This window comes from Erythrobacter sp. AP23, from assembly GCF_001542855.1.
Taxonomy (GTDB): Bacteria; Pseudomonadota; Alphaproteobacteria; order Sphingomonadales; family Sphingomonadaceae; genus Qipengyuania.
This window is the reverse complement of sequence record NZ_LNBY01000001.1, coordinates 532,484-559,282: the sequence shown is the minus strand read 5'-3', so window position 1 is coordinate 559,282 and position 26,799 is coordinate 532,484. Positions and strand designations below refer to the sequence as shown.

The 26,799-nt window shown below is 64.8% G+C and carries 26 protein-coding genes; 17 read left to right on the top strand and 9 right to left on the bottom strand.

From position 1 onward, the window contains the following. Positions 1–25: 25 nt before the first annotated feature. The 3 genes from ASS64_RS02665 to ASS64_RS02655 are packed head-to-tail and all read left to right on the top strand — an operon-like array spanning position 26 to position 2,953. Positions 26–382 (top strand): hypothetical protein, encoded by a 357-nt coding sequence (locus tag ASS64_RS02665; RefSeq protein WP_067689420.1) that lies wholly within the window; start codon positions 26–28, stop codon positions 380–382. Continuing rightward, positions 375–1,760, top strand: coding sequence for a bifunctional ADP-dependent NAD(P)H-hydrate dehydratase/NAD(P)H-hydrate epimerase (locus ASS64_RS02660; RefSeq protein ID WP_067689417.1), 1,386 nt, complete (start codon positions 375–377; stop codon positions 1,758–1,760). The genes ASS64_RS02665 and ASS64_RS02660 overlap by 8 nt, the downstream gene beginning before the upstream one ends. Beyond that, on the top strand, positions 1,757–2,953 hold the full coding sequence (locus ASS64_RS02655; protein ID WP_067689414.1) for a class I SAM-dependent RNA methyltransferase: 1,197 nt from the start codon (positions 1,757–1,759) through the stop codon (positions 2,951–2,953). Before ASS64_RS02660 ends, ASS64_RS02655 begins: the two co-directional genes overlap by 4 nt. On the opposite strand, the gene ASS64_RS02650 is transcribed toward ASS64_RS02655, so the two are convergent. From ASS64_RS02650 to ASS64_RS02635, 4 genes are read right to left on the bottom strand one after another with little or no spacing between them, the layout of a single operon-like run. After that, positions 2,938–3,726: a hydrolase 1, exosortase A system-associated gene (locus tag ASS64_RS02650; protein WP_067689411.1), complete on the bottom strand. Its 789-nt coding sequence runs from the start codon at positions 3,724–3,726 to the stop codon at positions 2,938–2,940. The genes ASS64_RS02655 and ASS64_RS02650 overlap by 16 nt on opposite strands. Beyond that, entirely contained in the window at positions 3,723–4,403 is a 681-nt protein-coding gene (locus tag ASS64_RS02645) for a hypothetical protein (protein WP_067689408.1), read from the bottom strand. Before ASS64_RS02645 ends, ASS64_RS02650 begins: the two co-directional genes overlap by 4 nt. An 8-nt stretch (positions 4,404–4,411) precedes the next feature. Further along, a complete protein-coding gene (locus ASS64_RS02640) occupies positions 4,412–4,714 on the bottom strand; it encodes an acyl carrier protein (protein ID WP_083508122.1) in 303 nt (100 codons plus the stop codon). Positions 4,715–4,761: 47 nt separating this feature from the next. After that, positions 4,762–5,727 carry a GNAT family N-acetyltransferase gene (locus ASS64_RS02635; protein ID WP_234002291.1) on the bottom strand — a complete coding sequence of 322 codons (966 nt, stop codon included), beginning with the start codon at positions 5,725–5,727 and terminating at the stop codon, positions 4,762–4,764. Between the two features lie 26 nt (positions 5,728–5,753). On the opposite strand from ASS64_RS02635, the gene ASS64_RS02630 reads away from it, so the two are divergent. The 12 genes from ASS64_RS02630 to ASS64_RS02575 all read left to right on the top strand — a co-directional run bounded on the left by ASS64_RS02630 (position 5,754) and on the right by ASS64_RS02575 (position 20,871). After that, positions 5,754–7,268 (top strand): acyl-CoA ligase (AMP-forming), exosortase A system-associated, encoded by a 1,515-nt coding sequence (locus ASS64_RS02630; protein ID WP_067689405.1) that lies wholly within the window; start codon positions 5,754–5,756, stop codon positions 7,266–7,268. Then, positions 7,265–8,491 carry a pyridoxal-dependent decarboxylase, exosortase A system-associated gene (locus ASS64_RS02625; RefSeq protein ID WP_067689402.1) on the top strand — a complete coding sequence of 409 codons (1,227 nt, stop codon included), beginning with the start codon at positions 7,265–7,267 and terminating at the stop codon, positions 8,489–8,491. The genes ASS64_RS02630 and ASS64_RS02625 overlap by 4 nt, the downstream gene beginning before the upstream one ends. A gap of 163 nt (positions 8,492–8,654) precedes the next feature. Continuing rightward, entirely contained in the window at positions 8,655–9,299 is a 645-nt protein-coding gene (locus tag ASS64_RS02620) for an XrtA/PEP-CTERM system exopolysaccharide export protein (RefSeq protein ID WP_067689400.1), read from the top strand. A 15-nt stretch (positions 9,300–9,314) separates the two neighbouring features. Next, positions 9,315–10,832, top strand: a complete 1,518-nt coding sequence (locus ASS64_RS02615; RefSeq protein ID WP_067689397.1) for an XrtA system polysaccharide chain length determinant — start codon at positions 9,315–9,317, stop codon at positions 10,830–10,832. A 15-nt stretch (positions 10,833–10,847) separates the two neighbouring features. Next, on the top strand, positions 10,848–11,903 hold the full coding sequence (locus tag ASS64_RS02610; RefSeq protein ID WP_369815338.1) for a capsular biosynthesis protein: 1,056 nt from the start codon (positions 10,848–10,850) through the stop codon (positions 11,901–11,903). Between the two features lie 4 nt (positions 11,904–11,907). Then, positions 11,908–13,584 carry a preprotein translocase subunit YajC gene (locus ASS64_RS02605; protein WP_234002289.1) on the top strand — a complete coding sequence of 559 codons (1,677 nt, stop codon included), beginning with the start codon at positions 11,908–11,910 and terminating at the stop codon, positions 13,582–13,584. Between the two features lie 13 nt (positions 13,585–13,597). Next, a complete protein-coding gene (locus ASS64_RS02600) occupies positions 13,598–14,812 on the top strand; it encodes an AAA family ATPase (RefSeq protein ID WP_067689391.1) in 1,215 nt (404 codons plus the stop codon). A gap of 16 nt (positions 14,813–14,828) precedes the next feature. After that, positions 14,829–15,698 carry an XrtA system polysaccharide deacetylase gene (locus ASS64_RS02595; RefSeq protein ID WP_157075054.1) on the top strand — a complete coding sequence of 290 codons (870 nt, stop codon included), beginning with the start codon at positions 14,829–14,831 and terminating at the stop codon, positions 15,696–15,698. After that, positions 15,695–16,756 (top strand): FemAB family XrtA/PEP-CTERM system-associated protein, encoded by a 1,062-nt coding sequence (locus ASS64_RS02590; RefSeq protein WP_067690339.1) that lies wholly within the window; start codon positions 15,695–15,697, stop codon positions 16,754–16,756. The genes ASS64_RS02595 and ASS64_RS02590 overlap by 4 nt, the downstream gene beginning before the upstream one ends. Before the next feature lies 1 nt (position 16,757). Next, positions 16,758–17,981, top strand: a complete 1,224-nt coding sequence (locus tag ASS64_RS02585; protein ID WP_067689385.1) for a TIGR03087 family PEP-CTERM/XrtA system glycosyltransferase — start codon at positions 16,758–16,760, stop codon at positions 17,979–17,981. Then, positions 17,971–18,960: an exosortase A gene (xrtA, locus tag ASS64_RS02580; protein ID WP_067689382.1), complete on the top strand. Its 990-nt coding sequence runs from the start codon at positions 17,971–17,973 to the stop codon at positions 18,958–18,960. The genes ASS64_RS02585 and xrtA overlap by 11 nt, the downstream gene beginning before the upstream one ends. Before the next feature lie 12 nt (positions 18,961–18,972). Next, positions 18,973–20,871, top strand: a complete 1,899-nt coding sequence (locus tag ASS64_RS02575; protein WP_067689379.1) for an XrtA/PEP-CTERM system amidotransferase — start codon at positions 18,973–18,975, stop codon at positions 20,869–20,871. On the opposite strand, the gene ASS64_RS02570 is transcribed toward ASS64_RS02575, so the two are convergent. The 4 genes from ASS64_RS02570 to ASS64_RS02555 all read right to left on the bottom strand — a co-directional run bounded on the left by ASS64_RS02570 (position 20,868) and on the right by ASS64_RS02555 (position 24,033). After that, positions 20,868–21,566 carry a pirin-like bicupin family protein gene (locus tag ASS64_RS02570; protein WP_067689376.1) on the bottom strand — a complete coding sequence of 233 codons (699 nt, stop codon included), beginning with the start codon at positions 21,564–21,566 and terminating at the stop codon, positions 20,868–20,870. The genes ASS64_RS02575 and ASS64_RS02570 overlap by 4 nt on opposite strands. A gap of 108 nt (positions 21,567–21,674) precedes the next feature. After that, positions 21,675–22,787 carry a cell division protein ZapE gene (gene zapE, locus ASS64_RS02565; protein WP_067689373.1) on the bottom strand — a complete coding sequence of 371 codons (1,113 nt, stop codon included), beginning with the start codon at positions 22,785–22,787 and terminating at the stop codon, positions 21,675–21,677. Further along, on the bottom strand, positions 22,784–23,251 hold the full coding sequence (locus ASS64_RS02560; RefSeq protein ID WP_067689370.1) for a PaaI family thioesterase: 468 nt from the start codon (positions 23,249–23,251) through the stop codon (positions 22,784–22,786). Before ASS64_RS02560 ends, zapE begins: the two co-directional genes overlap by 4 nt. After that, positions 23,251–24,033 carry a succinate dehydrogenase iron-sulfur subunit gene (locus ASS64_RS02555; RefSeq protein ID WP_067689367.1) on the bottom strand — a complete coding sequence of 261 codons (783 nt, stop codon included), beginning with the start codon at positions 24,031–24,033 and terminating at the stop codon, positions 23,251–23,253. The genes ASS64_RS02560 and ASS64_RS02555 overlap by 1 nt, the downstream gene beginning before the upstream one ends. A gap of 223 nt (positions 24,034–24,256) precedes the next feature. Here ASS64_RS02555 and ASS64_RS02550 point away from each other — a divergent pair, with 223 nt between their 5' ends. Then, positions 24,257–24,982, top strand: coding sequence for an SDR family NAD(P)-dependent oxidoreductase (locus ASS64_RS02550; protein ID WP_067689365.1), 726 nt, complete (start codon positions 24,257–24,259; stop codon positions 24,980–24,982). Here the strand turns inward: ASS64_RS02550 and ASS64_RS02545 are convergent. Beyond that, complete coding sequence (locus tag ASS64_RS02545) at positions 24,979–26,001, bottom strand: phosphoribosylglycinamide synthetase (RefSeq protein WP_067689362.1); 1,023 nt, start codon at positions 25,999–26,001, stop codon at positions 24,979–24,981. The genes ASS64_RS02550 and ASS64_RS02545 overlap by 4 nt on opposite strands. A 142-nt stretch (positions 26,002–26,143) precedes the next feature. Here ASS64_RS02545 and ASS64_RS02540 point away from each other — a divergent pair, with 142 nt between their 5' ends. Then, positions 26,144–26,773, top strand: coding sequence for a class I SAM-dependent methyltransferase (locus ASS64_RS02540; RefSeq protein WP_157075053.1), 630 nt, complete (start codon positions 26,144–26,146; stop codon positions 26,771–26,773). The last annotated feature ends 26 nt before the right edge of the window (positions 26,774–26,799 follow it).

Below are 26,799 nucleotides of genomic sequence, written 5' to 3'. Positions count from 1 at the left end.
GCTGCGTGCGTGGCAGCGCCGAAGCATGGCACGCGCGTTTTCGTTTATCTTTGTCCCCATCCCGGTCTTGTTTGCGCTGGGAGCATGTGGGATCGCCCCCGATATCGCGTCCGAGGGAGGCACGCCCGTCGCGTGTGCCCTGAATGGCGCGAGCGATTTCGCCAGCGAATGCCGATTGGTCGAAATGGGCGAGGGCGGCTCTACCTATTTCATGATGCGCCATCCCGACGGCGGCTTCCGCAAGCTCGCCCCCGCCGCCACGCCCGCCGGTCTCGTCGAGTTCGATGGTTCGCAACAGGCCGCCAGCACGCGCGAGGGAGACCGGATCACGCTGACGATCGGTGAAGACCGCTATCGCTGGGAGGCGGGTGCCGATGACTGACGCCGTCCTCACCGTCGATCAGATGCGCGCTGCCGAGCAGGCGGCCATGGCTGGCGGGACCAGCGAATGGGCGCTGATGCAGCGCGCGGGCGAGGGGGCGGCGCAATGGGTGATGCGCGTTGCGGCGGGCAGGCCCGTCACGGTTCTGTGCGGTCCGGGCAATAATGGCGGCGACGGCTACGTGATCGCCGAGGCCGTCCATCGGAAGGGCAATCCGGTCACCGTGATCGCGCCGGTCGAACCGAAGAGCGAAACTGCGCAGCATGCAAGGACGCAATTTAGAGGCGAGGTTCTGCGCAGCGGTTCACTCGAGCATCCCGTCGTCGTGGACTGCCTCTTTGGCTACGGGTTGGATCGCGAGGTTTGTGGTGCTTTTGGCGAATTGCTCGAAGAGCTCTCTGCAACCGACTGTTACAAAATAGCAATCGACGTTCCGAGCGCGGTGCAGAGCGATAGTGGATCGGTGCTCGGACCCTTGCCGCACTATGAATTGACGCTTGCCCTCGGCGCGTGGAAACAGGCCCATTTCCTGATGCCCGCCATGGCCTCGATGGGTTTCCGAAGGCTTGTCGAGATCGGCCTCGAACTTACTGATGTTTCTGCGCGTTTCTCCAGCCGACCGCAATTTCACGCGCCTACTTCCGACGCGCACAAGTACCGCCGCGGGCTGCTCGCGATCGTGGCGGGTGCCATGCCCGGCGCGCCTTTGCTGGCAGCCGAGGCGGCGATGCGGGCGGGGGCGGGCTACGTGAAACTGTTCAGCGAGCATTCGCATCCCGATGCGCCCGCCGATCTGGTCGTCGAGCAAGGCGAATTCGCCGAGAGGATCGATGACGAGCGGATTTCCGCCTTTCTCGTCGGTCCCGGCCTTGGGCGCGACGAACTCGCGCGCGAGCGGCTCGCACAGGTTCTGGCGAGGAAGGTGCCGACGGTGCTCGATGCCGATGCGCTGCACCTGCTGGACGCGAAACTGCTCGACGATGCGGACACGGCATCACTGTGCATCACGCCGCATGAAGGCGAGCTCGCCCGGCTGTGCGAAACCTTCGGCATTGCGGGAGAGGGCAAGCTCGAGCGCGCGCGCGGCTTGCACAAGGCCACCGGCCTGACCGTTCTCGCCAAGGGGCCCGACACCATCCTGCAAAGTGACGTCATGACATCATTCTTCCCGCGCGGGTCGAGCTGGCTGTCGGTTGCCGGCACGGGCGATGTGCTTGCGGGCGTTACGGCATCGCGGCTCTCTGTTCATGGCGATCCGGCGCGCGCCTGCGAGGAAGCCGTGTGGCTCCATCACGAAGCGGCGCGGCTCGCGTCCCCGGCCTTCTCGGCGGGAGACCTTGCGCACGCAGTCAGGCCGGCCATGGCGGCATTGCTGTGAGCGGGACCGAAACCATCGAACGGATTGCGGCGCGCGGCGATGGCGTCACCGCATCGGGCAAGCACGTCGTGCGCGGCGTGCCGGGCGATAGGGTCGCAGCGGACGGGACGCTGACGCCTGGGCCGCATCATGTCGAGCCGCCGTGCCGACACTTTCCAGGATGCGGGGGCTGCCAGCTCCAGCACGCCGACGAGGAGGCGCTGCGCCAATTCGTCACCGACCGCGTTGTCCATGCAGCCGAAGCGCAGGATATCACCATGGGCGCGGTCTTGCCCACGCATCTCTCGCCGCCGCATTCGCGCCGCCGCGCGAAGTTGCACGGCCTGCGCACTGCGAAAGGCGCGGTGCTGGGCTTTCGCGAGGCTGGTTCGCATCGGATCGTCGACATGCGCGAATGTCATATTCTGGTGCCCGAATTGCTCGCGCTGATCGCACCCTTGCGCGCGCTGGTCGCGGGCCATGGCGAACGGCAGGCGATCGATATCGAACTGACGCTTGCCGACCAGGGGGCGGACTGCACGATCAAGGGAATCGCAGCCGAAGGGTTGGCGGCGACCGAAGCGATGCTCGATTTCGCGCGCGATCGGGCGCTGGCGCGGCTCTCGCTCGATCGCGGCTATGGCCCCGAAACGGTGTGGGAGCCCGAACCGTTGACCGTGACGCTCGGCGGATATGCAGTCCCTTTTCCGCACGGCAGCTTCCTCCAGCCGACGCGCGACGGCGAGAGCGTGCTTGTCGGGGACGCCGCGGATTTCCTCGAGGGCGCTTCGACCGTCGCCGATCTGTTCTCCGGTCTCGGCACCTTCGCCTTTGCGCTTGCAGGTCCGCGCAAGGTGCTGGCGGTCGAGGCGGCGCGCGATGCGCATCTTGCCTGCAAGGCAGCCGCCAATGCGCGCCAGGCATCCGTCCTGACGCTTCACCGCGACCTGTTTCGCAATCCGCTCCAGCCCGAGGAGGCGAGCCGCTTCGGTGCGCTCCTGCTCGATCCGCCGCGCGCGGGAGCGCGCGAGCAGGTGGCACAGATCGCCGCGAGCACGGCGACCCGCGTCGCCTATGTCAGCTGCAACCCGGCGAGCTGGGCGCGCGATGCGAAGGTTCTGGTGGAGGCAGGCTTTCGGCTCGAGAAGCTGCGGCCGGTGGGCCAGTTCCGCTGGTCGACGCATGTCGAACTGACGAGTTATTTCACCCGCTGAGCGCGCAGCAACTTGAGGATTTGTTGGCGCAGCCAGGCGCGTGCCTCTTCGCTCGAATAGGCATGATCGGCACCGGGGCACCGCATGATGCGCGCGTCATCCGCGTCCCAGCGCTCGACAAAGACCTGCGCGGTGCGATCGCCCTCGGCGAGCAAAATGATCGCATCACCGGCGAACTCGGCCAGTCCGGCCCGCATTCCCTCGGCCAGCGAAGAGGACGCGCTGTGCGTGCGCCCGGCCCGAAGCAGGCCGCGCGCGAGCTTCTTCAGATCGACCTTGCCTGAAACAAGGCGCATAAGCTCTCGTGGATTCTTCAGTTTTTCGGCGTAGCGCGAGCGTATCGCCGAAGGTGGCGGTGCATCGTCCTCGTCATCTTCTATGGTCCAGGGATTGCTCAGCACCAGCGCATCGCAGCCTGCGCCGCTCGCCAGCATCAGCGCGGAGGAGGCGTCGCAATTGCCGAAACCGACGACTCGCTCGACCTGCGGCGCGATCGCTCGGAATGCAAGCAGCGCGGCGGCGATATCCTTGCGGGATTTGCGAAAGCCCCGGTTCTCGCCCTCGCTGTCTCCGATCCCGCGGCGATCGAAGCGGAATACGGGAAATCCCGCCCCGGCGATCTCGGCTCCAAGGCGCGCCTGTCCGTTGAAGGCGCCCGCGCGGATCTCGTTGCCACCGCTGATCAGCAGAAGTCCGGTGGTGCCCGGCGCATTGTCGAGCGTCGCGCCGCAGCGCTTGCCCTGGCATTCGAAGGCGAGATGCAGCCGGGTCATTCGACGCCCAATCCGGCGATCAGGATGGCAGCCAAGGCATCGGCCTGCGCGGGATCGTCGTCGTTCTCCGCGCGCAGCCACAGCGGCTTGCCCCCGACTTCGCCCTGTTCGATCGGGATTGCGGCGGGAGATGCGGCGAATTCACCTTCGTCCAGTTCGCGGATCAGGGGCGCGCCGAGGTCCCATCCGGCGAGCGTGAGCCCCTTCTCGCGTCCCTCGGCCAGCAAGTCCTCGCTGCTTTCGCTGACCCCCGCCTCGCGCGCGGCGAGACTGCGGGCGCGCAACATGCCACGCAACACCTGGCGCGCCTTGACCGGCGCATAGACCCAGCCGGGGAGCGTGTCGGGGACCAGCCATCCGCCCGAGCGCACGGCGAAGACATGCGTCGCCGCGAAATGCGTCGCGGCCGCGGCAGTAGCTGCCCGCCAGCCCGCGATGGTCTGCGCGGGGAGGGGGGCGATGCTTTCGTTGCAGCCGGGCAGGTCGGGCAGAAAGCAATCGATGTCCTGCGCATCAACCCTGCGCATGATTTCAACGATTTGGTGGCGAAACTTGTTAGCTTCATCGAACAGCGGCGGGATCACCAGAACACGTTGCTGGCGGGCCCGATCGAAGCCGAGCACCATTTCCTCGCCCGCAGTGCCGTCCGGCAGCGGGCAAGGCCATGTCGCATACATGCCGGAAATCAGCCCTCGACGATCTTGGCTTCGGTGAAAGCGAGCAGGCCGCCGTAGCTTTCGAGCATCTCGCCATCGACGTCCTCGTCCTCAATGACGATGTCGAGCCGATCCTCGATCTCGGTCAACAGGCCGGCGACAGCCATGGAATCGAGTTCCGGCAGGTGCCCGAACAGCCCGGTATCGCCATCGAACACGTCGACTTGGGCCTGGTCGAGCCCGAGCACATCGCGCAGGATCGCGCGCAGCGTCTGGTCGATGGCGCTGCGGCTCGGCCCGGTCGATGCGGTGCTGGCGGTTTCGGCGGTCATTCCTTCGGCTTCCCCTGCATTTGGCCCTGCTTTCGGAGGCGATGCCCTTAGCTGGGCCGATTGTGCGGTGCAAGCTGGCGGCCCCATGCCTTCACGATGGCGGGCCAGGCGCGGGGTTGGCGCCAGTCGAGGCAGGTCAGGCGATATCGCGGCCGGTTCACCTCCATCCAGTCGCGCTTGTAGGCATCCGATCCGGTGCCGAAATCGACCAGCGCGACCCGGTCCGTTTCGATCACATGCTCGAACAGCGCGGCGCTCAGCGTGGTTCCGGCCGACAGCGGCTTGGCCGCTTCGATATGTGCGAGCTTGTGGATATAGGCGGTGCCGTTTTCGACCGTCCAGAATTGCGCGGCCACCGGCTGCCCCTCAGCGCGGGCGATGCCGAGGCGAATGCGCCCCGCTGCGCCCTCCGCCCGGGCGAAGGCCTCGAGGATGTCGGCGCGCTCCTCCCCCGGTTTCCAGCTTTCGGCATAAACCGCCTGATAATCGCGCCATGCTCGCTCGTCGAAGCGGGTCAGGATCTCGACCTCGACCCTTTTGGCCTTGCGCTTGAGCGTGGTGCGCATCTTGCCCGGGCGCTGCGCCCAATATTCGGCGAAGCTGCGGCCATCGACGGGAAGGACATGGTTCTCGTCGCAGGGCTCGCAAAAGACCAGCCATCCGCCCGAGCGCAGCGCCCGCGCCAGTGCGTCGAGGCTGCCATCCTCGCCCGGGACCGGGTCGAGCACGATGCGGTGCGCCCGATTGCGCAGGTCGCGGGCAAGCGCGGCAAGCAGGCCGGGCGAGCGACCGAGCGGGCGCCAGGTGAAGCAGAACCAGTTGGTCAGGCTGGTCAGCCCGTCGCCCGTGCGTTGCAGGGGCAGCATGGCGCGTTCGTCGCCATGTTCGGCAACGGCGAACAGCGGGTCTTCGAGCAGTGCGAACCATGCGAGCCTGTCGAAAGGGCCATCGGCAGGCCATTCCAGCCCTTGCAGTTTGGTAACCGTGTCGTGATAGCTGACCGCGATGTCCAACGGATTTCCCTCGCCCAGGAGCGTTAATGCCTGATCCCACGCCCTTTCCGCTCGATCAACTGGCCGAGCGCGGGAGTGCACAGGCGCCTGCGCTGGTGCTGCGCGACCGTGTGCTTAGCTTCGATGAGTTGAGGAAACGTGTCGCGCTGCTCGCCGGGTGGCTGGCAGGCCAGGCGCCGAAGGGCGCGCGCGTGGCCAGCTGGGCGGCCAAGGGCGAGCTGACCTGCCTGCTCCCGCTGGCGGCAGCGCGTGCGGGGCTGGTGCATGTTCCGATCAACCCGCTGCTCAAGCGCGCGCAGGTGGCGCATATCCTCACCGATAGCGGCGCGGTGCTGCTGATGGGAACCAAGGCACGCCTCGCAACGCTCGAGGCGGCGGATGTGCCGGCAGGCTGCAAGCCGATCGACGAGGCCGAGGTATTTGCCCTGACCGAAGACACGGGCGCCTCGCTTGCGCCCTCCGACCACGATCCGGAAGATCTGGCGGCGATCCTCTATACCAGCGGATCGACCGGCAAGCCCAAGGGCGTGATGCTCAGCCATGCGAATATGTGGCTCGGTGCGGTCAGCGTGGCGCATTACCTCGGCATGACAAGCGACGACGTGACGCTGGCGGTGCTGCCGCTGAGCTTCGATTACGGGCAGAACCAGCTGCTTTCGACCTGGTATGCCGGTGGGGCGGTCGTGCCTCTCGATTATCTCTTCCCACGCGATGTCGCCAAGGCCTGCGCCAGGCATGGCGTCACGACGCTAGCCGCGGTCCCGCCGCTATGGGTGCAACTGACCGAACTGGATTGGCCCGCCGAAGCGGTGGCCTCGATGCGGCGGCTGACCAATTCGGGTGGTGCGCTGACCGCGGATCTCGTCCGCGACTTGCGCTCTATCTTCCCCGAAACGCGCATCTTCCCCATGTATGGCCTGACCGAAGCTTTCCGCTCGACCTATCTCGAACCGGAGCTGGTCGAAACGCATCCGACCTCGATGGGCCGGGCCATTCCCCTTGCCGAGATCCTCGTCGTGGCCGACGACGGCTCGCTTGCCGAGCCCGGGGAGGAAGGCGAGCTGGTCCATTGCGGTCCGCTGGTGGCGCAGGGCTATTGGCAGGACGCGGAGCGCACGCGCGAGCGTTTCAAGCCGGCACCGGATGTCTCAGAATACGGCGGGACCGCGGTGTGGTCGGGCGACCGCGTGACGCGCGATGCGGATGGCCTGCTCTATTTCGTCGGTCGGCGGGACGCGATGATCAAGAGCGCGGGTAATCGCATCAGCCCGCAGGAAGTCGAAAGCGCGGCGCTCGGCACAGGGCTGGTTGCCGAGGCGGTCGCGCTCGGGGTGAGCGACGAACGCCTGGGCCACGCCATCCATCTCGTCGCGCGCCCGGCGAGCGACGCGACCGACCATGAGGCGGCGCTGCCCAAGGCGCTGCAGAAGGAGCTTCCCAATTTCATGCAACCGCATGTGATCCACTGGCGCGATGCGCTGCCGCTCAATCCCAATGGCAAAATCGATCGCACGGCCCTCGCGGCGGAGATCGGCGCATGAAGCCACTGGGTCCCATTCCCGCCGGCTACGAAGCGATCGACGGCGAACTGGCAATCGGTGGTGCGCCCGCGAGCCACTGGGTCGAAGCGATCGGGCGGACGCCGCTATTCGTTTATTCGCGTGACCGCATTGCGCAGCGCTTTGCCGATTTGCGGGCCGCAATGCCGGATAGATTGAAGATCAATTATGCGATAAAGGCCAATAGCTTCGCACCACTTCTTAAGTTCGTTTCTACACTAGCCGACGGGCTCGACATTGCCTCGGGCGGTGAGCTGGACATGGTCCGCGCCGTCGATTTCGACCTGTCGCGCGTGAGCTTTGCCGGACCCGGCAAGCGCGATTCCGAACTCGAAGCGGCCATCGGTTCCGGGGTTACGCTAAACCTCGAAAGCGAGAGCGAGGCCGAACGCGCGCTGGCGATCGCCGAACGGTTGGGCAAGACGCCCAGCCTCGCCATTCGCGTCAATCCCGATTTCGAGCTCAAGGGCTCGGGCATGAAGATGGGCGGCGGCCCCAAGCCCTTCGGCATCGATGCCGAGCGCGTTCCGGCACTGATCCGCTCGATAATCGGTGCGGGCTGCGATTTCCGCGGTCTGCACATCTTTACCGGCAGCCAGGCGCTGTCGGCCGAGGCGGTGATCGACATGCAGGCCAAGGTGCTCGATTGCGCGGACCGGCTGGCAAGCGAGGCGGGCGTGAACCTGCCCAAGCTGAACATGGGCGGCGGCTTCGGCATTCCCTATTTCCCCGGCGACAAGCCGCTCGATATCGCGGCGGTCGGTCACGCGCTCGACCGGCGTTTCGCGGAACTGCCGGACACGCTGGCCGGGGCGGAGCTGTTCCTCGAACTCGGTCGCTATCTGGTTGGCGAGGCTGGAGTTTATCTGACCCGCATCGTCGATCGCAAGGAAAGCTACGGCGAAACCTACCTAGTCACCGATGGCGGATTGCATCACCAGCTCGCCGCCTCGGGCAATTTCGGCACGGTGGTGCGGCGCAATTACCCCGTGGCGATCGCCAGCCGCTTCGATGCCGAGGCGGAAGAGACCGCGAATGTGGTCGGGTGCCTGTGTACCCCGCTCGACCGGCTTGCCGACAAGGCGCATCTGCCGCGAGCCGAAGTCGGCGATCTGGTGGCCGTGTTCTGCGCCGGAGCCTATGGTGCAAGCGCCTCTCCCAGTGCCTTTTTGGGACAGGGGCCGGCAGAGGAAATGCTGGTCTGAAAACCGCACGCTAAATGCCAAGAATCCCGAGATTTATGCGACTACGCGGCACCATGGCTAACGGTCTGTTCACCTTTTTCGGGCAATGATTGATCCAAATAGGGGATTAGCGGGCGCCTTTCGCGTCCGCGATCGCCTGCGGACGATGCCAGGGAAACCACTTATGCGCCTTACCCGAACTGCCACGCTCCTCGCCGGATGCGCTGCGTCGACCCTCGTGTTGAGCGGCTGTGCGCGCGGTGGCGGTGACGAACTCCCGCCCGCGACATTCGTCGCGATGCAGGAAGGGCCGGGCGAGGAATATGTTATCGGCCCGCTCGACGAGCTGACGATCCATGTCTGGCGCAATCCCGAACTCGGCGCGGAGAACATACAGGTCCGTCCCGATGGGCGTATCACCATCCCGCTGGTCAAGGACATGCCTGCGGTGGGCAAGACGCCCTCGATGCTGGAAGAGGATATCCGCCTCCAGCTGAGCCAGTATATCGAGGATCCGCTGGTCTCGGTTATCGTGAACGAATTTGCGGGCACGTTCAGCCAGCAGGTCCGCATCGTCGGTGCGACCGAGCAGCCCGCCTCGCTGCCCTACCGGGCCAACATGACCGTGCTCGACGCAATGATCGCGGTCGGCGGCTTGTCCGAATTCGCCGCAGGGAACCGCGCCAAGCTGATCCGCTTCGACAAGCAGCTCGGCCGGCAGCGCGAATATGCGCTGCGCCTCACCGACCTGCTCAAGCGCGGCGACAGCAAGGCCAATGTGCTCCTCCAGCCGGGCGATGTGATCATCATCCCCGAAAGCACCTTCTAAGGGAGCGCGGGGGGCATGCAGGAAGTCTTCGACGAATTGCGCAGTGCGCTGCACACGGTATGGAACCGCCGCTGGATCGCGCTCGGCGTGGCCTGGGGCGTGTGCCTGCTCGGCTGGCTTGCCGTCGGCTTCATCCCCAACAGTTACGAAAGCCGCGCGCGGATTTACGTCGAGCTCGAGGACGTGCTTTCCGAACAGCTCGATATCTCGGGCGACGGCAAGCAGGCGATCACCAAGGTCCGCCAAACGCTGGTCAGCGCGGTCAATCTCGAGCGGGTGGTGCGAAGCACAAAGCTCGGCGACAAGGTCGCGACCGACAATGAGATGCAGAATGCGGTCCAGAACCTGACCGACAGCATCGTGGTCGAGAGCGAGCAGGACAATTTGTTCACGATCACTGCCACCATCGGCAAGTCGAGCCTGAGCGATTCAGAAAATGCCACGCTGTCCAAAAATGTGGTGCAGAGCCTGATCGACATTTTCCGCGAATCCAACATTGCCGGCAATCGCGGTGACGTTGCCGATACGATCGCCTTCCTCGACCAGCAGCTCGAAGATCGCAAACGTGAACTCGAAGCGGCCGAACAGCGCCGCCTTGCGTTCGAGGCACAGCACCCCGACCTGATCGGTGGCAGCGGGACAGTGACGGGTCGTCTGCAGGGCATGCGTACGGAAATGCGCGGGATCGATGCGGATATCGCCGCCGCACAAAGCGCGCTGGCGGCCATCAACGGGCAGATTGCCAGCACTCCACCCAGCATCGTGACGGCCGGTAGCGGCGGAGCGCGCGGTGCTCTCCTGCAGGCGCAGTCGCAATTGGCGGCAATGCGCGCGCGCGGCCTGACCGACAGCCATCCCGACATACAGGCTCAGCAACGCCAGATCGCGACGCTGCGCGAACAGGCGGCCAACGAACCCGCCGGTTCGGGTGGCTCGCCCAATCCGGCCTATACCTCGCTGATGTCGATAAGGGCCGAGCGGCAGGCCAATGTCCAGGCGCTCCAGGCACGCAAGGCGGCGCTGCAATCGGATATCTCCGCGCTGATTGCGGCGCAGGCGGACGAGCCCGCCGTCGCTGCCGAAGCCAATCGCATCAGCCGCGACTATGAAGTGCTCAAGGACAAATATGACGACCTGCTCAAGGATCGCGAGGAAATGCGCCTGCGCGGCCAGGTCGAAACCGAGCGCAGCGCGTTCCAGTTCGAAGTGATCGACCCGCCCACCGCACCGCGCGCACCGGCGGCGCCCAACCGCCCGATCCTTCTCCTAGGCGTGCTGATCGTCGGGATCGGTGCGGGCGCCGGTGTGGCCTTCGTGATGGGGCAGCTGAAATCCAGCTTCACCACTGCCGACAAGCTCGAAAGGGTGCTCGATTTGCCGGTCATCGGAACGATTTCACGCTCGATGACCGAAGCGGCACGCAAGCACGAGAAGCTGCGGCTCAAGCAGTTTCTCGCCGGTGCCGGAGGGTTGGCAGGCGTCTGCTTCCTGCTGCTCGTAGTCGAAATGGTCCAGGTCGGCTCGGTGGCCTGAGGGGGGAATGTGTCAGTGAACAAGCCCACCAATATCACGCCGCCTGCGGATGGGGAAAAGAATGGCTCGCAGGATGTCGCGAAGGAGCCGAAACGCGGCTCGCTGCTCGAACGTGCCAGCGGGCTGTTCGGTCTCGACAAGCTCGTTCCGGCGGCAGTGCCGAACAAGCTTGAAGGCGACAAGGCCAAGAAATTCGCACCCAAGCGCCAAGCCGTGCAGCCTGCACCCGGGGAAACCCCGCCCCGGCGCGCCTCCGACTGGATCGGCGAAGCCGCATCCTCCTCGGCCCCGACGCCTGCGGAGCCCACCGCACCGCCCGAACCGAACGATCCTGCCATCACCTTCAGCGGTGCCAGGCACGAGGTGTCGCGTTCGCTCTTGCGCGAGCAGGGTCTGATCGATCCGGACGGCGGCGCATCCACGCTGCTCGAGGAATTCCGGATCGTTAAACGTCAGGTCTTGGCTTCGGCCAAGACCGAGGGAGGGCCGCAGGCGCGCCGCGTGCTGGTCTGTTCGCCGCATCCCAATGAGGGAAAGACCTTTTGCGCGCTCAACCTGTCCATCGCGCTGGCGGGTGAGCGCGATCTGGAAGTGCTGCTGGTCGATGCCGATTTCGGCAAGCCTTCGATCATGGGCAATCTCGGCCTCGAAAGCGGCAAGGGCTTCATGGACGTGCTTGCCGACCCCGCCGCGAATGTCGAGGATGTCGTCGTCGGCACCGATATTCCCGGCCTGTGGGTGCTTCCCGCTGGGAAACGAACGGGACGCGACAGCGAATATCTCGCCAGCGAGCGCACCTGGACGGTGCTCAACAGCCTGACGCGCGGTGCGCCGAATCGGATCATCGTGTTCGACAGCCCGCCAGCGCTCGCTGCGACGCCAGCCGCCGAACTTGCGAAGCATGTCGGCCAGGCATTGCTGGTGGCTCGCGCCGACATGACCGGGCGCGCCGCGCTCGAGGACGCGATCGACCTTCTGTCGGCCTGCCCCGACATCAAGCTTCTGCTCAACGATGCGACATTCAGCCCGAGCGGTCGCAGGTTCGGCAGCTATTACGGATATGGGGAGTAGACCCGTGGCCTATCGTCCAAGAACCCGCCGCCTCGTCGCAGTCGCACTTTCGGCTGCGTTGGTGCAGGGCGCGCCGTTGCAGGCGCAGTCCTATCAGGGCGCCGAAGCCGGCGAGAGCGAAGCCGGGGCCGAAAGCGCGTCCGCGAGCCGAGGCCGGACGAGCATCGATCCCTATATCGAGGCTAACACGATCGCGAGCTGGCAGATCTCGCCGGGCAATGACGTGCTGACCTATACCCAGCTCGCCGCAGGCGTCGATGCTTCGATCGTCGGTCGCAACAATGGCGGTAGCGTTTCACTGCGTTACGAACGCAATTTCGCGCATCAGTCGGACGGTGCGGATTCGGATTCGATCACCGGCGTCGCGCGTGGCTACGCCTCGATCGTGCCACGCGTCCTCACCGTGGAGGCGGGTGCGCTGGCCAGTAGCACGCGCGTGGACGCTCAGGGCCGATCGGTGTTCAATCCGACGGTCGACGACGATCTCTCGACCCAGACCTATTCGGTCTACGCCGGACCCAACCTGCAAACCCGCGCCGGCGACGTCGATGTCAGCGCGAATTATCGAATCGGCTATACTCGCGTCGACGGTCCCGACTTCGTGACACCTGCGGGCACCTCGGCCGACCTCTTTGACGAAAGCGTCACTCACAGCGCTACCGTGCGTGCGGGTACGCGTCCGGGTCAGCCGCTTCCCGTGGGCCTTGCCGTTGGCGCCGGTTATTATCAGGAAGACGTCTCAAATCTCGATCAGCGCGTGCGCGATGCCTATGTTCGCGGCGATGTCACCGTGCCGATCACGCCGACGCTGGCCGTGGTCGGTGGTGCGGGTGTCGAGGATGTCGAAGTATCGAGCCGCGATGCGCTGCGCGATGCAGACGGCAATCCGGTGATCGGCAGCAATGGTCGCTTCGTCACAGACGAAGCCAGCCCGCGCATTATCGCTTTCGAGGCAAGCGGGCTGATCTGGGATGTCGGCGTGGTCTGGACGCCCAGCAGCCGGACGCAGCTCGAGGCGCGTTTTGGTCATCGCTACGACAGCGAGACATTCTACGGCAATTTCAGCTGGCGCCCGAGCAGCCGCAGCAATCTCCAGATCGGCGTCTATGACAGCATCCAGGGCTTTGGTGGACGCCTCAACAACTCCCTGGCCGCGCTGCCCACCGACTTTACCGTTACGCGCGACCCGGTCACGGGTGAACTGACCGGCTGCGTCAACACGCTCGACGGTAGCGGGTGTCTCGACGGACTGCTCGGCTCGGTTCGCTCCTCCGTGTTCCGGGGCCGCGGCGTCGTTGCCAGCTATACCCGCCAGATTGGCCGCATGACGGCCGGCGTCGGCGCGGGCTACGACCGCCGCAAATTCATCGGTGCTCCAGGAACGGTGCTCGCTCTGGCCGATGGTCTGGTCGACGAAAGCTATTACCTGACCGCAGGCCTTTCGGGCCCGGTCGGACCGCGCGGTAACTTCTCGGTCAACACCTATGCCAGCTGGTTCGACAGCGGCACCGCCGGTACGGACGATGTACGCGTGATCGGCGGATCGGCGAGCTATTCGGAACAGGTCTTCCGCAACCTGTCCGCCCGCGCGGCAGTGGCGATCTCCATGCTCGACAGCGACATCGTTGCCGACGACCTGACGACCGCCTCGGCCCTGCTCGGCCTGCGCTACGATTTCTGAGAGGACCCACGCGATGTACGAACAATTCTACGGTTTCAGCGAGCGGCCCTTCCAGCTCACGCCCGATCCGGCGTTCTATTTCGAGAGCGTCACGCACAAGAAGGCCCTGAGCTATCTCGGCTACGGCCTCAACCAGGGCGAGGGCTTCGTGGTCATTACCGGTGAGGTGGGCTCGGGCAAGTCGACGCTGGTTGCGCATCTCAAGCAGAAGCTGGACGACGATCGCATGACCGTGGGCGAAGTGGTCACCAGCGCGCTCGATGGCGACGAAATGATCCATGTCGCCGCACGCAGTTTCGGCCTCGATGTCACGGGCCGCGACAAGGCGGCCGACCTCGCGGCTATCGAGCTGTTCCTGCACGAGGAAGCCCGCAATGGCCGCCGCACGCTGCTGATCGTCGACGAGGCGCAGAATCTGTCCATCGGGGCACTCGAAGAGCTGCGCATGCTGTCGAATTTCCAGCTCGGTTCGCATCCGCTCTTGCAAACGCTGCTGCTCGGTCAGCCCGAGTTCAAGCAGTTGCTCGCGCATTCCGACGAACTCGAACAGCTGCGCCAGCGCGTGATCGCCGCGCATCATCTCGAGCCGATGCAGCCCGGCGAGATCGAACCCTATGTCCTCCACCGCCTCGGTCACGTCGGATGGGACGGCAACCCCAAGCTCGACAAGGGCCTCTGGGTAAAGCTTCACAAAGCAACTGGCGGCATTCCGCGCAAGGTCAACCAGGTTATGACCCGCCTGCTCCTGCTCGGTGCGGTCGAAGAGCGCGACTTGCTCGATACCGACATGCTCGATTCTGTCATCGAGGAAATGAGCGGAGATGCCGCTCCGTCCGACGAAGCCCGGGCCAAGCCTCGCCCCGATCGCGATCTGCCCGCGGCCGAGGCGATCGCCCGCGCCAAGAACGAGGGTCAGAATGCAGCACCCGAGCCCACACTCGAATCCGGTGCGCCCCGGGGCACGGATGCGCGCGACAAGGGCCTGCTCGACCATCAGATCGAAGCGATCGAGGCGGGATTCGCCGAGCGCGACAAGCATTTGGCGGCATTGCGCCGGGAGGTCGCGAAGCTGGCCGAACAACGCGTTTCTGGCGGTCTGCCAGACGATGTCGGCCAGCGCCTCGCATCCATCGAGGCCCGGCTCGACGAACAGGAACGCTCGTTGCGCCACGTGCTGACCATGATGATCGATTATTTCGAATCGCAGGGTTCGCGCGCGGCTGCCTGAAGCCGGGGAGGGGGCGTTGAGCGACAGCAAAATCGTCAACGGCCTTTCGGTCGATGTAGAAGACTGGTTCCAGGTCGGCGCGTTCGAAACCACCATCGCGCGTCACGACTGGGACGGTCTGGAACTGCGCGTGGGCGACAATGTCGCACGGATACTCGATCTGTTCGATCGATCGGGGGTCAAGGCGACCTTTTTCACACTTGGCTGGGTGGCCGAACGCAATAAGGCCGCCATGCGCGCGATCGTCGAACGCGGGCACGAACTGGCGAGCCACGGCTATGACCACACGCGCGTGTTCACGTTCTCGCCTGCCGAATTCGCAGAAGATCTCGCCAAAGCCCGCGCAATTCTCGAGGATGCTGGCGGTCAGGCGATCACCGGTTACCGCGCGCCCAGCTTTTCGATCGATGCCCGCAATCCCTGGGCGCACGAGGTGCTGGCGGAACAGGGCTATACCTATTCTTCCAGCGTCGCTCCGGTGGTGCACGATCACTACGGCTGGCGTGAGGCACCGAGGTTTGCTTTCAATCCTGTGGTGGACAGCGAACTGGTCGAGATCCCGGTGACCACCGCCATACTGCGCGGCAAGCGGCTTGCCGCGGGTGGGGGCGGCTTTTTCCGCGTGCTGCCCTACGGCTTCAGCCGCTGGGCGATCGGCCAGGTCAATCGCGAAGGTCGTCCCGCAGTATTCTATTTCCATCCATGGGAGATCGATCCCGACCAGCCGCGGGTCGCTGGAGCGCCGCTGCGCTCGCGCCTCAGGCACTATACCAATCTTGCGAAAATGGCCGACAAGCTCTCCGTCCTGCTCGGCGATTTCGCGTGGGATCGGATGGACGCGCTTGCGGAGCGCGAAAAGCCGTTCAGCCTAGAGTGGGCAGCATGAATGCGCCTGTAAGCCATGCAGTGACTGTTCGGCAGGCCGATCTGAACGATGCGAGGGAATGCGCACGGATCGAGGAGTTCGTCGCTGAACATGACGCGACGCCGTTCCATCGCCCGGCATGGCTGGCCGCGATCGGGAAGGGCACTCGCCAGAACGCGCTAGGGCTGGTCGCCGAACGCGCGGGCGTGATAGCCGGCTGGCTGCCGCTGACCGAGGTGCGTTCGCCATTGTTTGCGCCTGCTCTTGTTTCGAGCGGTTTTGCCGTCGGTGGCGGCCCGCTGGCCGACAGCGGTGCCGCATCCGAGCTGCTGTGCCGCGCGGCGGAAGAACTGGCCCGGCGGCTGGCGGTGAGTTCGGTCGAATTGCGGGGAGGGACCGCGCCCGATGGCTGGCAGGCTATCACCGGAAAACATGCCACCTTCTCGCGACCGCTGGCAGAAGATCGCGAATCGGAACTGCTGGCTTTTCCGCGCAAGTCCCGTGCGGAAGTGCGCAAGGCGCTCAAATCCCCGCTCGAGATCGTGACCGGGCGCGATCCCGAGCATTTGGTGGCATTCTATCGTTGCTATGCCGACAGCGTCCATAATCTCGGAACGCCTGTATTCCCGCGTAAGCTGTTCGCTGCGGTGCTCGACCACTTCGGTGAGAATGCAAATATCATCACGGCAGTATACGAAGGTCGGGCAGTGTCGAGCGTGCTGTCGCTCTACCACGAGGGCGCAGTGATGCCCTATTGGGGTGGCGGGGGGATCGAGGCGCGTGCGCTCAAGGCAAACGAACGGATCTATTTCGAATTGATGGACCACGGCCGGATGCGCGGTTGCACTCGGTTCGACTACGGTCGATCGAAGGTCGATAGCGGGCCCTACAACTTCAAGAAATGGCAGGGGTTCGAGCCCGTTCCGCTCACCTACTGGACCTGGACCCCGCCCGGTCGCACGGCGCGCAACATCGATCCTACGGACGACGGCTATTCCTCCGGTATCGCCCTGTGGAAGAAGCTGCCGCTGTCGGTAGCGACGCGTATCGGACCCTGGATCGCGCGAGGGCTGGGCTGACATGGGAGGAGTGCTGTTCCTCGCGCACCGGGTGCCCTTTCCGCCAGACCGAGGGGACAAGATACGTTCGCACCATTTGCTCAAGGGCCTGGCCAAGCTCGGCCCCGTCCACGTCGGGACCTTTGGCGAGACGCCGCAGGACTTGGCGCAGAAAGCAGCCTTGGCCGAGATTGCTCGCACGCATGCGCTGATCGAGCGTAACAAGCCACTGCCGCTGGCGGGTCTCGAAGCCCTGCTCAGACGCAAGCCGGTCAGCCTGACCGCGTTCGATCATGCGGCCATGCATCGCTACGTCGCCAAGACGCTCGGCAATCATCGGATCGACACGATTTTCGTGTTTTCGGGCCAGATGGGACAATATGTGCCCGACAGTTTTGCCGGCAGGGTAATCGTCGACCTGTGCGACGTCGATAGCGCGAAGTTCGAAGCCTATGCGCAGGCTGGCCAGCGCGCGTGGATCAATCGGCGCGAAGCGCGGCTGCTGAGGCGCGAGGAAGAACGAATCGCGGCGCGTGCCGATGTCACGCTGTTGATCAGCGAGAACGAGGCCGATCTCCTTCGCTCGCGGCTCGATAGTCCCAACGCGGTTCGCTTGCGCACCTTGGGTAATGGTATCGATGCGCAGGCCTTCGATCCGGAAACTGCTGAACGCCAGCTCGATCTAGACGAGGGCGAGGATCCGCAACTCGTGTTCACCGGGCAGATGGATTACGCGCCCAATGTGGCCGCAGCCGAATGGATGATCGCGCACGTCATGCCGGCACTGCGTCGAACCTATGCCCGGGCGCGCTTCCATATTGTCGGTCGTGCTCCGGTCCGGGCGCTACGGGATCGCCATGGTGAAAATGGCACGCGGGTGTGGGGCGAAGTGCCCGACATGCGACCGTTTCTCAAATCCGCCGATCTCGTCGTGGCACCGCTGCTGATCGCGCGCGGCGTGCAGAACAAGGTGCTGGAAGCGATGGCCATGGCCCGACCGGTGGTGCTGACACCCGGTGCAGCCACCGGCATCGATGCAATCGACGGGCGCGATTTCACGGTGGCGGAAGCGGATCCCGAAGCGATGCTTGCGAAGATCGAGGCCCTGCTGAGTTCCCCCGAGCTCGCGGCCGAAATGGGTCGCTGCGCGCGGCGATACGTCGTCGAGCGGATGAGTTGGGACAGTGTCGAGACCGCGCTTGCCGAATTGGTCGGCGCGGGCGAGAATGCCCGCAATGCCGCCTGAAACCGTCCTGGAGCGGACTTCCGCTCGCCCGGGGATATCACCGGGTGCCCTGCTGACCGTGGTCGCCCTGGCGTTGTTTGCTCTCACATTCGCCGAATGGCGCGCGATGGCGCATCAGTGGTGGAACATCGATACCTACAGCCACATCCTGCTGGTTCCGCCGATCATTCTGTGGCTGGCGTGGATACGCCGCGACGATTTGGCAAAGGTCCGCGTGCCCGGTTGGTGGCCGGGGCTGCTGTGGCTTATCCTCGGCCTGTCGGCGTGGCTCCTCGGCAGGGGTCTCGAGATCAACACCATAGCGCAAGGTGGAACGATCGTCGCCATGCAGGGCGCCGTCGTCGCGATCCTGGGGTTGCGTGCCGCGCTCGTGCTCGCGTTTCCGCTGGCCTATGCGTTTCTATTGGTGCCGTTCGGCGACGAGATCATCCCGCCACTGCAGATGATCACTGCGGAAATCGCCACGGCGCTCACGATATGGAGCGGCATCGAAACCGTGGCACAGGGCATCAACATCGATACGCCCGCGGGCCTGTTCATCGTCGCCGAGGAGTGCTCGGGCGTGAAATTCCTCATCGCCATGTTGGCGCTCGGCCTGCTCGTCGCGCACACTTGCTTTTTCAGTTGGAAGCGACGCGCCTGGTTCCTGCTGGCATGCATCGTGGTGCCGATCGTCGCCAACGGCATCCGCGCCTGGGCGACCATCTTCCTCGCCCAATATGTTGGCGCGGAGGCTGCCGGGAGCTTCGACCATATCGTTTATGGCTGGGTCTTTTTCGGCATCGTCATCGCGCTGGTGCTGGGCGTCGCCTGGCGCTGGTTCGAGCGCGAACCCGAGGAGGCCGGCTGGAGCGCGGGCGAGATCGCTGGAATGCCGCTCGTCCAGCGTTTCGAGGGAACGCTGGCCAATCCGACATTGGTCTTCGGCGCGGTGCTGGTCGCCGCATTGGTCTTTGCCGTGTTGGCACGGCTGGTCTAGGCACCGTCGCCTATGTGCGGGATCGCGGGGATTTTCCATTACGAGACGGTGAAGCCGGTCGATCCCCGCAGGGTCGAGCGGATGAGCGACGCGCTTGCGCATCGCGGGCCCGACGGCAGCGGCGTCTGGACCGCGCCCGGTGTCGGCCTCGGCCATCGCCGCCTGTCGGTCATCGACCTCGAAGGATCGCCGCAGCCCATGCATTCGGCCGATGGGCGCGCGGTGATCGTCTTCAATGGCGAAATCTACAATTACCGCGAATTGCGACGCGAGCTTGAGCAGGGTGGGGCGCAACTGCGCACCGATGGCGATACCGAAACGATCCTCGCGGCGTGGCAGAAGTGGGGCCCCGATTGCTTGTCGCGGCTCGATGGCATGTTTGCCTTCGCGCTCTACGACCTCGACAGGCGTCAGCTGTTTCTAGCGCGTGACCGCTTGGGGGTTAAGCCGCTCTACCTAGCGCCGCTCGAAGGCGGAGCATTGGCCTTTGCCAGCGAACTCAAGGGCCTGCTGGCGCACCCCTTGATGCGGCGCCAGATCGATCCGCTGGCGATCGAGGATTACATGACCTGGGGCTATGTCCCCGATCATCGGGCAATCCTGAAAGGCGTCGAGAAGCTTCCGGCGGGCCACTTCCTACTGCTCGAACATGGGCGCGAGCCCGGCCCGCCGCAGCGCTGGTGGGACGTCGGCTTTACAGAGCGCGAGAAGGGACGGACCGAGGATCTTTCGGCCCAGCTCCTCCATCTGATGCGCGAGGGCGTGACCAGTCGCATGACGGCAGACGTTCCGCTGGGCGCGTTTCTCTCGGGCGGCGTCGACAGCTCGTCGGTCGTCGCTCTGATGAGCGAGGCGAGCGCCGCGCCCGTCACCAGTTGCTCGATCGGCTTCGATGTCGAGAGCGTCGACGAGACCCGCTATGCGCGCCAGGTGGCCGAGCTGTTCGCGACCGACCATCACGAGCGGATCGTTTCGGCCGACCAATTCGGCGAGATCGACCGGATCGCGCGGATCTTCGACGAGCCCTTCGCGGATGCGAGCGCACTGCCGACTTTGCGTGTCTGCGAACTGGCGCGCGAGCATGTCACCGTTACGCTGTCGGGTGACGGCGCCGACGAAGCCTTAACCGGCTATCGCCGTCAGCTTTTCCACGCGCGCGAAGAGCAGGTCCGATCGGTCCTGCCGCATGCGATGCGCAGGCCCGTGTTCGGCACGCTTGGACGGCTCTGGCCCAAGGCCGACTGGGCACCGCGCCCCCTGCGCGCCAAGACGACGCTGCTGTCGCTCGCGGAGAGCGGGGAGGCTGGGTATGCGCGGGCGCTGTCGATCCTTGCGCCCGAACAGCGCCAGGCGCTCTATGGCGAGGCCATGCTGCGCGAACGCGGCGATTACCGCGCCGAGCAGCCGTTCGAAAAGCTCATGCGCGATGCGCCCGCCCGCAGCGGTCTCGATCGCGCGCAATACGCCGATCTGAAATTCTGGTTGCCCGGCGATATCCTCACAAAGACCGACCGCACCAGCATGGCGGTGGGACTCGAAGCGCGCGAGCCGCTGCTCGATCACCGCCTGATCGGATTCGGCGCGCGTCTGCCGCATCGTCAGCGCTTTCGCGGGACGACCGGCAAGTGGCTGATGAAGCGCACGATGGAGCGCTATCTGCCCAAGGAGATCCTCTATCGCCAGAAACAGGGTTTCGTGACGCCGCTGGCAGATTGGTTCCGCGGGCCGCTGGCGAGCGAGGCGAGGGCGGTTGCCTCGAGCGAACTGCTCACCGGCAGCGGATGGTTCGCCCGCAAGGCGCTTTCGCGCCTCGCGGACGACCATATTTGGGGCCGCTCCGATCACGGCCGTGTGCTGTGGCAATTGCTGATGCTGGAACGCTCGCTCCGGCACTTGAGGCCAAGCGCCTAGCGCGCGTCGACCAGCACGATCTCGGCGTCGTCGAGCGCTTCCACCACGATCTCGGTCTCGTCGGTCACGGCAATCCCGTCACGCGGCTGCGCTTCGTGTCCGTTGACCTTCACGCGGCCCTTGGGAGCGACAAGGTACTGGTGCCGCTCGCCCGAGGTAGTCCATGTTGCGCTCTGCCCGGCGGCAAGGGTAGCTGCCGCAACCTTGGCATCGGTCCGGATCGGCAGGGCATCGTCGGCTTCGGAACTGCCGCTGGCGAGAACTTCGAACCCGGCCTCGCGCGTGGCCTTGGGAAACTCCCGCTGGCCCCAGCTGGGCTTTTCGCCGGCGCGATCGGGGATGATCCAGATCTGGAACAGCGTCGTGTCCTCGTCCTCGAGGTTGTATTCGGCATGGGTGATGCCGGTGCCCGCGCTCATCACCTGCACGTCGCCCGCCGCGGTGCGGCCTTCGTTGCCGAGGCTGTCGCGGTGGCTGATCGCGCCTTTGCGCACGAAGGTGACGATTTCCATGTCGCGATGCGGATGCGGCGGGAAGCCGGTCTGCGCCTGAATCGTGTCGTCGTTCCAGACACGGATATTGCCCCAGCCCATGCGGTCTGGATCGTGATAATTGGCGAAACTGAAATGGTGCCGCGCGTCGAGCCAACCGTGGTCTGCATGCCCGAGCGAGGCAAAGGGACGGATATCGATCATAGCAATTTTCTCACATCGGCGGGGTGTTGACGCCGGAAGTGGATGTCATGTGGTTGGCGCTTTTGCGGCTGCAAGAACGCACACCGGTGTGACTACCCAGCCAGCCCGTCAGGCGAGGCCGTGCCCCCGCGCCATGTAGTCGGCGCTCTGCATTTCCCTGAGGCGGCTGACCGTGCGCTCGAACTCGAAGGCGCCGTCGCCTGACGTGTAAAGCTCTTCCGGTTCGGTTGCGGCGGTGACGAACAGCTTCACGCCGTTCTCGTACAGCGCGTCGATCAGCTTGGTGAACCGGATCGCCTCGTTGCGATTGTCGGGCGACATCGCCGGAATGCCGACCACGATCACCGTGTGGTAGGCATGCGCTACGGCGAGGTAGTCGGCAGCGCCGCGGTTTTCGCCGCACAGCCGCTTGAAGCTGAACACGCCGACGCCCTTGAGGCTCTTGGGCACGTGCAACGTGCGGCCCCCGCCAAGCTCGAGTTCGGCGCTCGGCACGTGCTCGGCATCCTCGGGTTTGTAGTCCGTCAGCCGGAAGAAGGCCTCGCGCACCTGTGCCGTGGCAGCATCGCCCAGCGGCGAATGCCAGGTCGCCATGTCGCCAAGGCGATCGAGCCGGTAATCGGTCGGTCCATTGAGCGGCAGCACGTCCATCTCCGCCTCGACCAGGTCGATGAAGGGCAGGAACAGCGAGCGGTTGAGTCCGTCCTTGTAGAGATCGCGCGGCGGGCGGTTGCTGGTGGTCACCACCGTCACACCCTGGTCGCGGATCAGCGCGGTGAACAGGCGCGCCATGATCGCGGCATCGGCGGTGTTGGTGACGACCATTTCGTCGAAGGCCAGACAGCGCACGTCCTGTGCGATATCGCGTGCCACCTTGCCCGTTGGGTCGCCCGGGTCGCTCTCGCGTCGGGCGCGCATGCGGCGGTCGACTTCGAGCATGAATTCGTGGAAGTGTGCGCGCCGCTTTTCCGCGATCCCGAGCGTTTCGACGAAGAGGTCCATCAGCATCGACTTTCCGCGTCCGACACCGCCCCACATGTAGACGCCCTGCGGTCGCGCTTTCTTGGGCCGGAACAGTTGCGCCAGCAGCCCGCCGGTGGTTTCCGCTTCCAGTTCCTTCTGCAGCCGGTCGAGCCGTTCGGCGGCGCGCCGCTGATCGGAATCGGCCTGCAATTCGCCCGCGGCGACGAGCCGCTCGTAGCGGGCGAGCATTCCGGTCATGTGGCGATGCGGCGCTTCATCTTCTTCACGATCCCGGAGAAGCTGGCAACCGTATGGTCCTCCTGCACGACCGTCCCGCGCACGAAGACCATCCTGCCGGTCTCGCGGACGATCTCGCATACCGCGTCGAGCGGTTGATCGGGCTTGCCGCCGCCGACGAACTGGGTCGAGAGCTCCACTGTGACCGATGGCCCGGCATTGCCGCTGCCGATTGTGTGCATCGTCGTGAACAGGCTGATATCGATCAGCGACAGTGTCACCGCGCCATGGACGATGCCTTGCAGGTTCTCGTGCCGCCGTTCGGGGAACATGCGCAGCCGCGCCTTGCCGTCGTCATCGACGCGGGTGATGAGCTTGCCCATCACCGCGCCGTTGAACAGCGACTGGTCTTTCAGGTTCCAGTGGCGCCAACCCGGGTTCTCCGGGTCGGGGCCGTGTTCGAATACGTCGTCGGTCAGACCCATCAGATCGCGCGTTCGGCGATCATCTTCTTGGTTTCGGCGATCGCCTTGGCCGGGCTGAGACCCTTGGGGCAGACATTCGCGCAGTTCATGATCGTGTGGCAGCGATAGAGGCGGAAGGGATCTTCCAACTGGTCGAGCCGCTCGCCGGTCATCTCGTCGCGGCTATCGGCCAGCCAGCGATAGGCTTGCAACAGGATCGCCGGGCCGAGGAACTTGTCGCTGTTCCACCAATAGCTGGGGCACGCGGTCGAGCAGCAGGCGCACAGGATGCACTCGTACAGCCCGTCCAGCTTCTCGCGCTGTTCGGGCGACTGCAGGCGTTCCTTGCCGCTCGGCGTGGTCGAGACGGTCTGCAGCCAGGGGCGGATGCTGGCATATTGCGCGTAGAAATGCGTGAAGTCGGGCACGAGGTCCTTGATCACGTCCATGCTCGGCAGCGGGGTGATCCGGATTTCGCCCTTGAGATCCTCGATCGCGGTTGTGCAGGCGAGGCCGTTCTTGCCGTTGAGGTTCATCGAGCATGAGCCGCAGATGCCCTCGCGGCACGAACGGCGGAAGGTCAGCGTGGGGTCGATCTCGTTCTTGATCTTGAACAGCGCATCGAGGACCATCGGCCCGCAATCGTCGAGGTCGAGCTCGAAGGTGTCGTAGCGCGGGTTTTCGCCGCTGTCGGGATCGTAGCGATAGATTTTGAACTTGCGGATGCGCGTGCCGCCCTCTGCCTTGTGTGCACGGGCCTTGCCGGTGATCTTCGAATTCTTGGGAAGGGTGAAGGTCGCCATTACGCTGTCAGTCCTGTTGCTTAGCGAAACCCATCTAGCGGTTCACACGAGGGGCGCAAGGCCGAGAATGCCGCATTTCCCGCAATGGTGATCCTACACGATCGAACACATGGACCGGGTGTTACACGGTCCAGAGCGAAAAACTGCATCGACTGACAAAAGCCCGGCCTTGCGAGCGTTTCGGAGGAACTTCCGGGCCATCTGGGCGGTCTAGTTGTGTAGGATGGATGTAGGAAAGACATTTCGGCGCGCTGCGATCTTCGGCGCCAGCGGCGGCATCGGCATGGCACTCGCACAGGCCGTCGCGCATCGCGGGGCGCAGGTCTGGGCGGGCAGCCGATCGGGCGTGGAAACGCAGGATTGTACGAGGGCCTTCCGCTTCGATCTTACCGATGAAGACAGCATCGCTGCCGCCGCCGACACGATGCGCGATTCACCGCCCGATCTCGTGATCGTCGCCAGCGGCGTCTTGACGCTGGAGAATGGTGCCGGCCCGGAACGCGCAGCCCGACAAATCGATGGCACCGCGATGGAGCAGGTCTTTCGTCTCAACACGATTGGACCCGCGCTGATCGCGAAGCACATGCTGCCATTGCTGCCCCGCGACAGGCGCAGCGTGTTTGCCGCCCTGTCCGCGCGCGTCGGCTCGATTTCCGACAATGGGCTGGGGGGCTGGCATAGCTATCGCGCCAGCAAGGCGGCGCTCAACATGCTGCTGAAGAATTACGCGATAGAATTGGCGCGCACGCACAAGCAGGCGGTGGTGGCCGGCTTGCATCCCGGCACCGTCGACACCATGCTGTCGCAGCCTTTTCAGTCGAACCTTCCAGAGGGTCAGCTGACTGCCCCGCACGAGGCGGCGGACAATCTGCTGGCCGTGATCGACGGGCTAGAGCCTGCCGACAGTGGCAAGGTGTTCGATTGGCAGGGCGAGGAAATACCCGCCTAGCCGGCCGGGGCCACCAGCCCCTCTCGCCGCCAGCTCTCGGCGAGCAGCGTCTCGAGCAGGTCGGCATGGCTGAAACCGGCCTGGGCAGCGGCCTTGGCCATGACCTTCTCCGACCACAGATTGCAGTTCAGATTGATCTCGATGAAATTGATGTCGCCCGTCTCGAGGTCGAGGCGGAACTCGATCCGGCCGTAATCGAAAGGCACGAATTCGCGCGCGACCTTCTTGGCCATTGCCTCGATCTTCGGTGCCAGCTCGGGATCATCGAACCGCTTGAGGGCGGCCTTTTCGGTGTTCTGCACCAGGTCGCGTTTCTCATAATAGGTCCACAACCGCTGCGTGTCTTCGCGCTCGTACCACAGCATCGGCAGCGCTATGGGCTCGTCATTGATCGTGATGAAGGCGCACTGGACGTCGTAACCGTCGAGATAGGGTTCGACGATCGCATCGTGACCTTCGGTGTGGATGTGCCACACCGCATTAGCGACCTCGGTCCATTCGCGCGCATCGGTGATCCCCCAGCTGGCCGAGGAAGCATTGGGTTTGATGACCCAGCGTCCGGCGTCCTTCGCGGGCAGGTCCTTTTCGAGGACGGGTGCGCCGCGGCGATAGCAGAACCACGGTGCGGTCGGCACGCCGGCGTGGTCGCAAACGAGCTTGGATACCGACTTGTCGTCGCCCAACCCCCGCAGGAAAGGCATCGCGCCGAGATAGGGAATGCCATGCTTGTTGCACAATATGGGGATCAGCATCTCGCTGTTCACGAAACCGCCGCGATTGAGCAGCGGGAAAACGAAATCGACATCGGGCTTCTGGAACAGCACCTCGTAACTGTTGGCCAGTTCCATGTTGAGCCCGAGCTCCTCCAGTGTCGAGCGCACCTCATTGTGGTAGATCGCGTGATTGCCGTCTTCGGGATGCATTCCACCACCGAACAGCGCGTGCTTGGCCATGAACAGCATGCGGATGCGCTCTTTGGCTTCTTCGGGAATGCGGAGAGGTGCGATGGATTTGGTCATGTGGGCCCGTTTGCTGTGCTTTTGCGCCCTTTAGTCGTGTGGTGCATGCTCCACCAGAGCTTTTCGGCGTGCAAGTTTCCGCTTGCTGCCAGTCGAAATGGCGATAGCGTTGAAAAGTCGCGCAATCGGAGGGTCTTGCTCCGTGGGTATAAAAAGCTGGTACGATAGCCACATAATGCCGCGCCTGGTGACGGCCGCCTGCGGACAGGAGGGAATCGAGGAGCGTCGCCACCAGATCGTTCCGCTCGCCGAAGGACGCGTTTTTGAGATCGGCTGCGGCGGCGGCCTCAATCAGGCGCTCTACGATACCGAAAAAGTGACGTCTTTTGCGGGGATCGATCCGCACGCAAAGCTGCTCGATGGCGCTCGGAAGCGGGCGCAGGCCAAGGGATGGGATACCGACATCCGGCAGGGCGTGGGCGAGGATATTCCCTTTCCCGCCGGTTCTTTCGATACCGTGGTGTGCACCTATACGCTATGTTCGGTCGATAATCCGGCCCGCGTGCTGGCGGAGATGCGGCGCATTCTCGCTCCGGGCGGCCGGTTACTCTTTCTCGAGCACGGGCGCGCGCCCGACGCGGGCGTGGCGCGCTGGCAGGAACGGATCGAACCATTGTGGAAACCGCTCGCGGGCGGCTGCCATCTGACCCGGCCAATCGGCACCTCGCTGCGCGCGGCGGGATTCGCGGTCGAGCCGCTGGGCCAGGCCTATCTCAGCAAAGCGCCCAAGGTGATGGGCTGGATGGAATGGGGCGTGGCACGCAAGGCCTGAGGGCCGGCGGGCGTACTGCCCGCCGA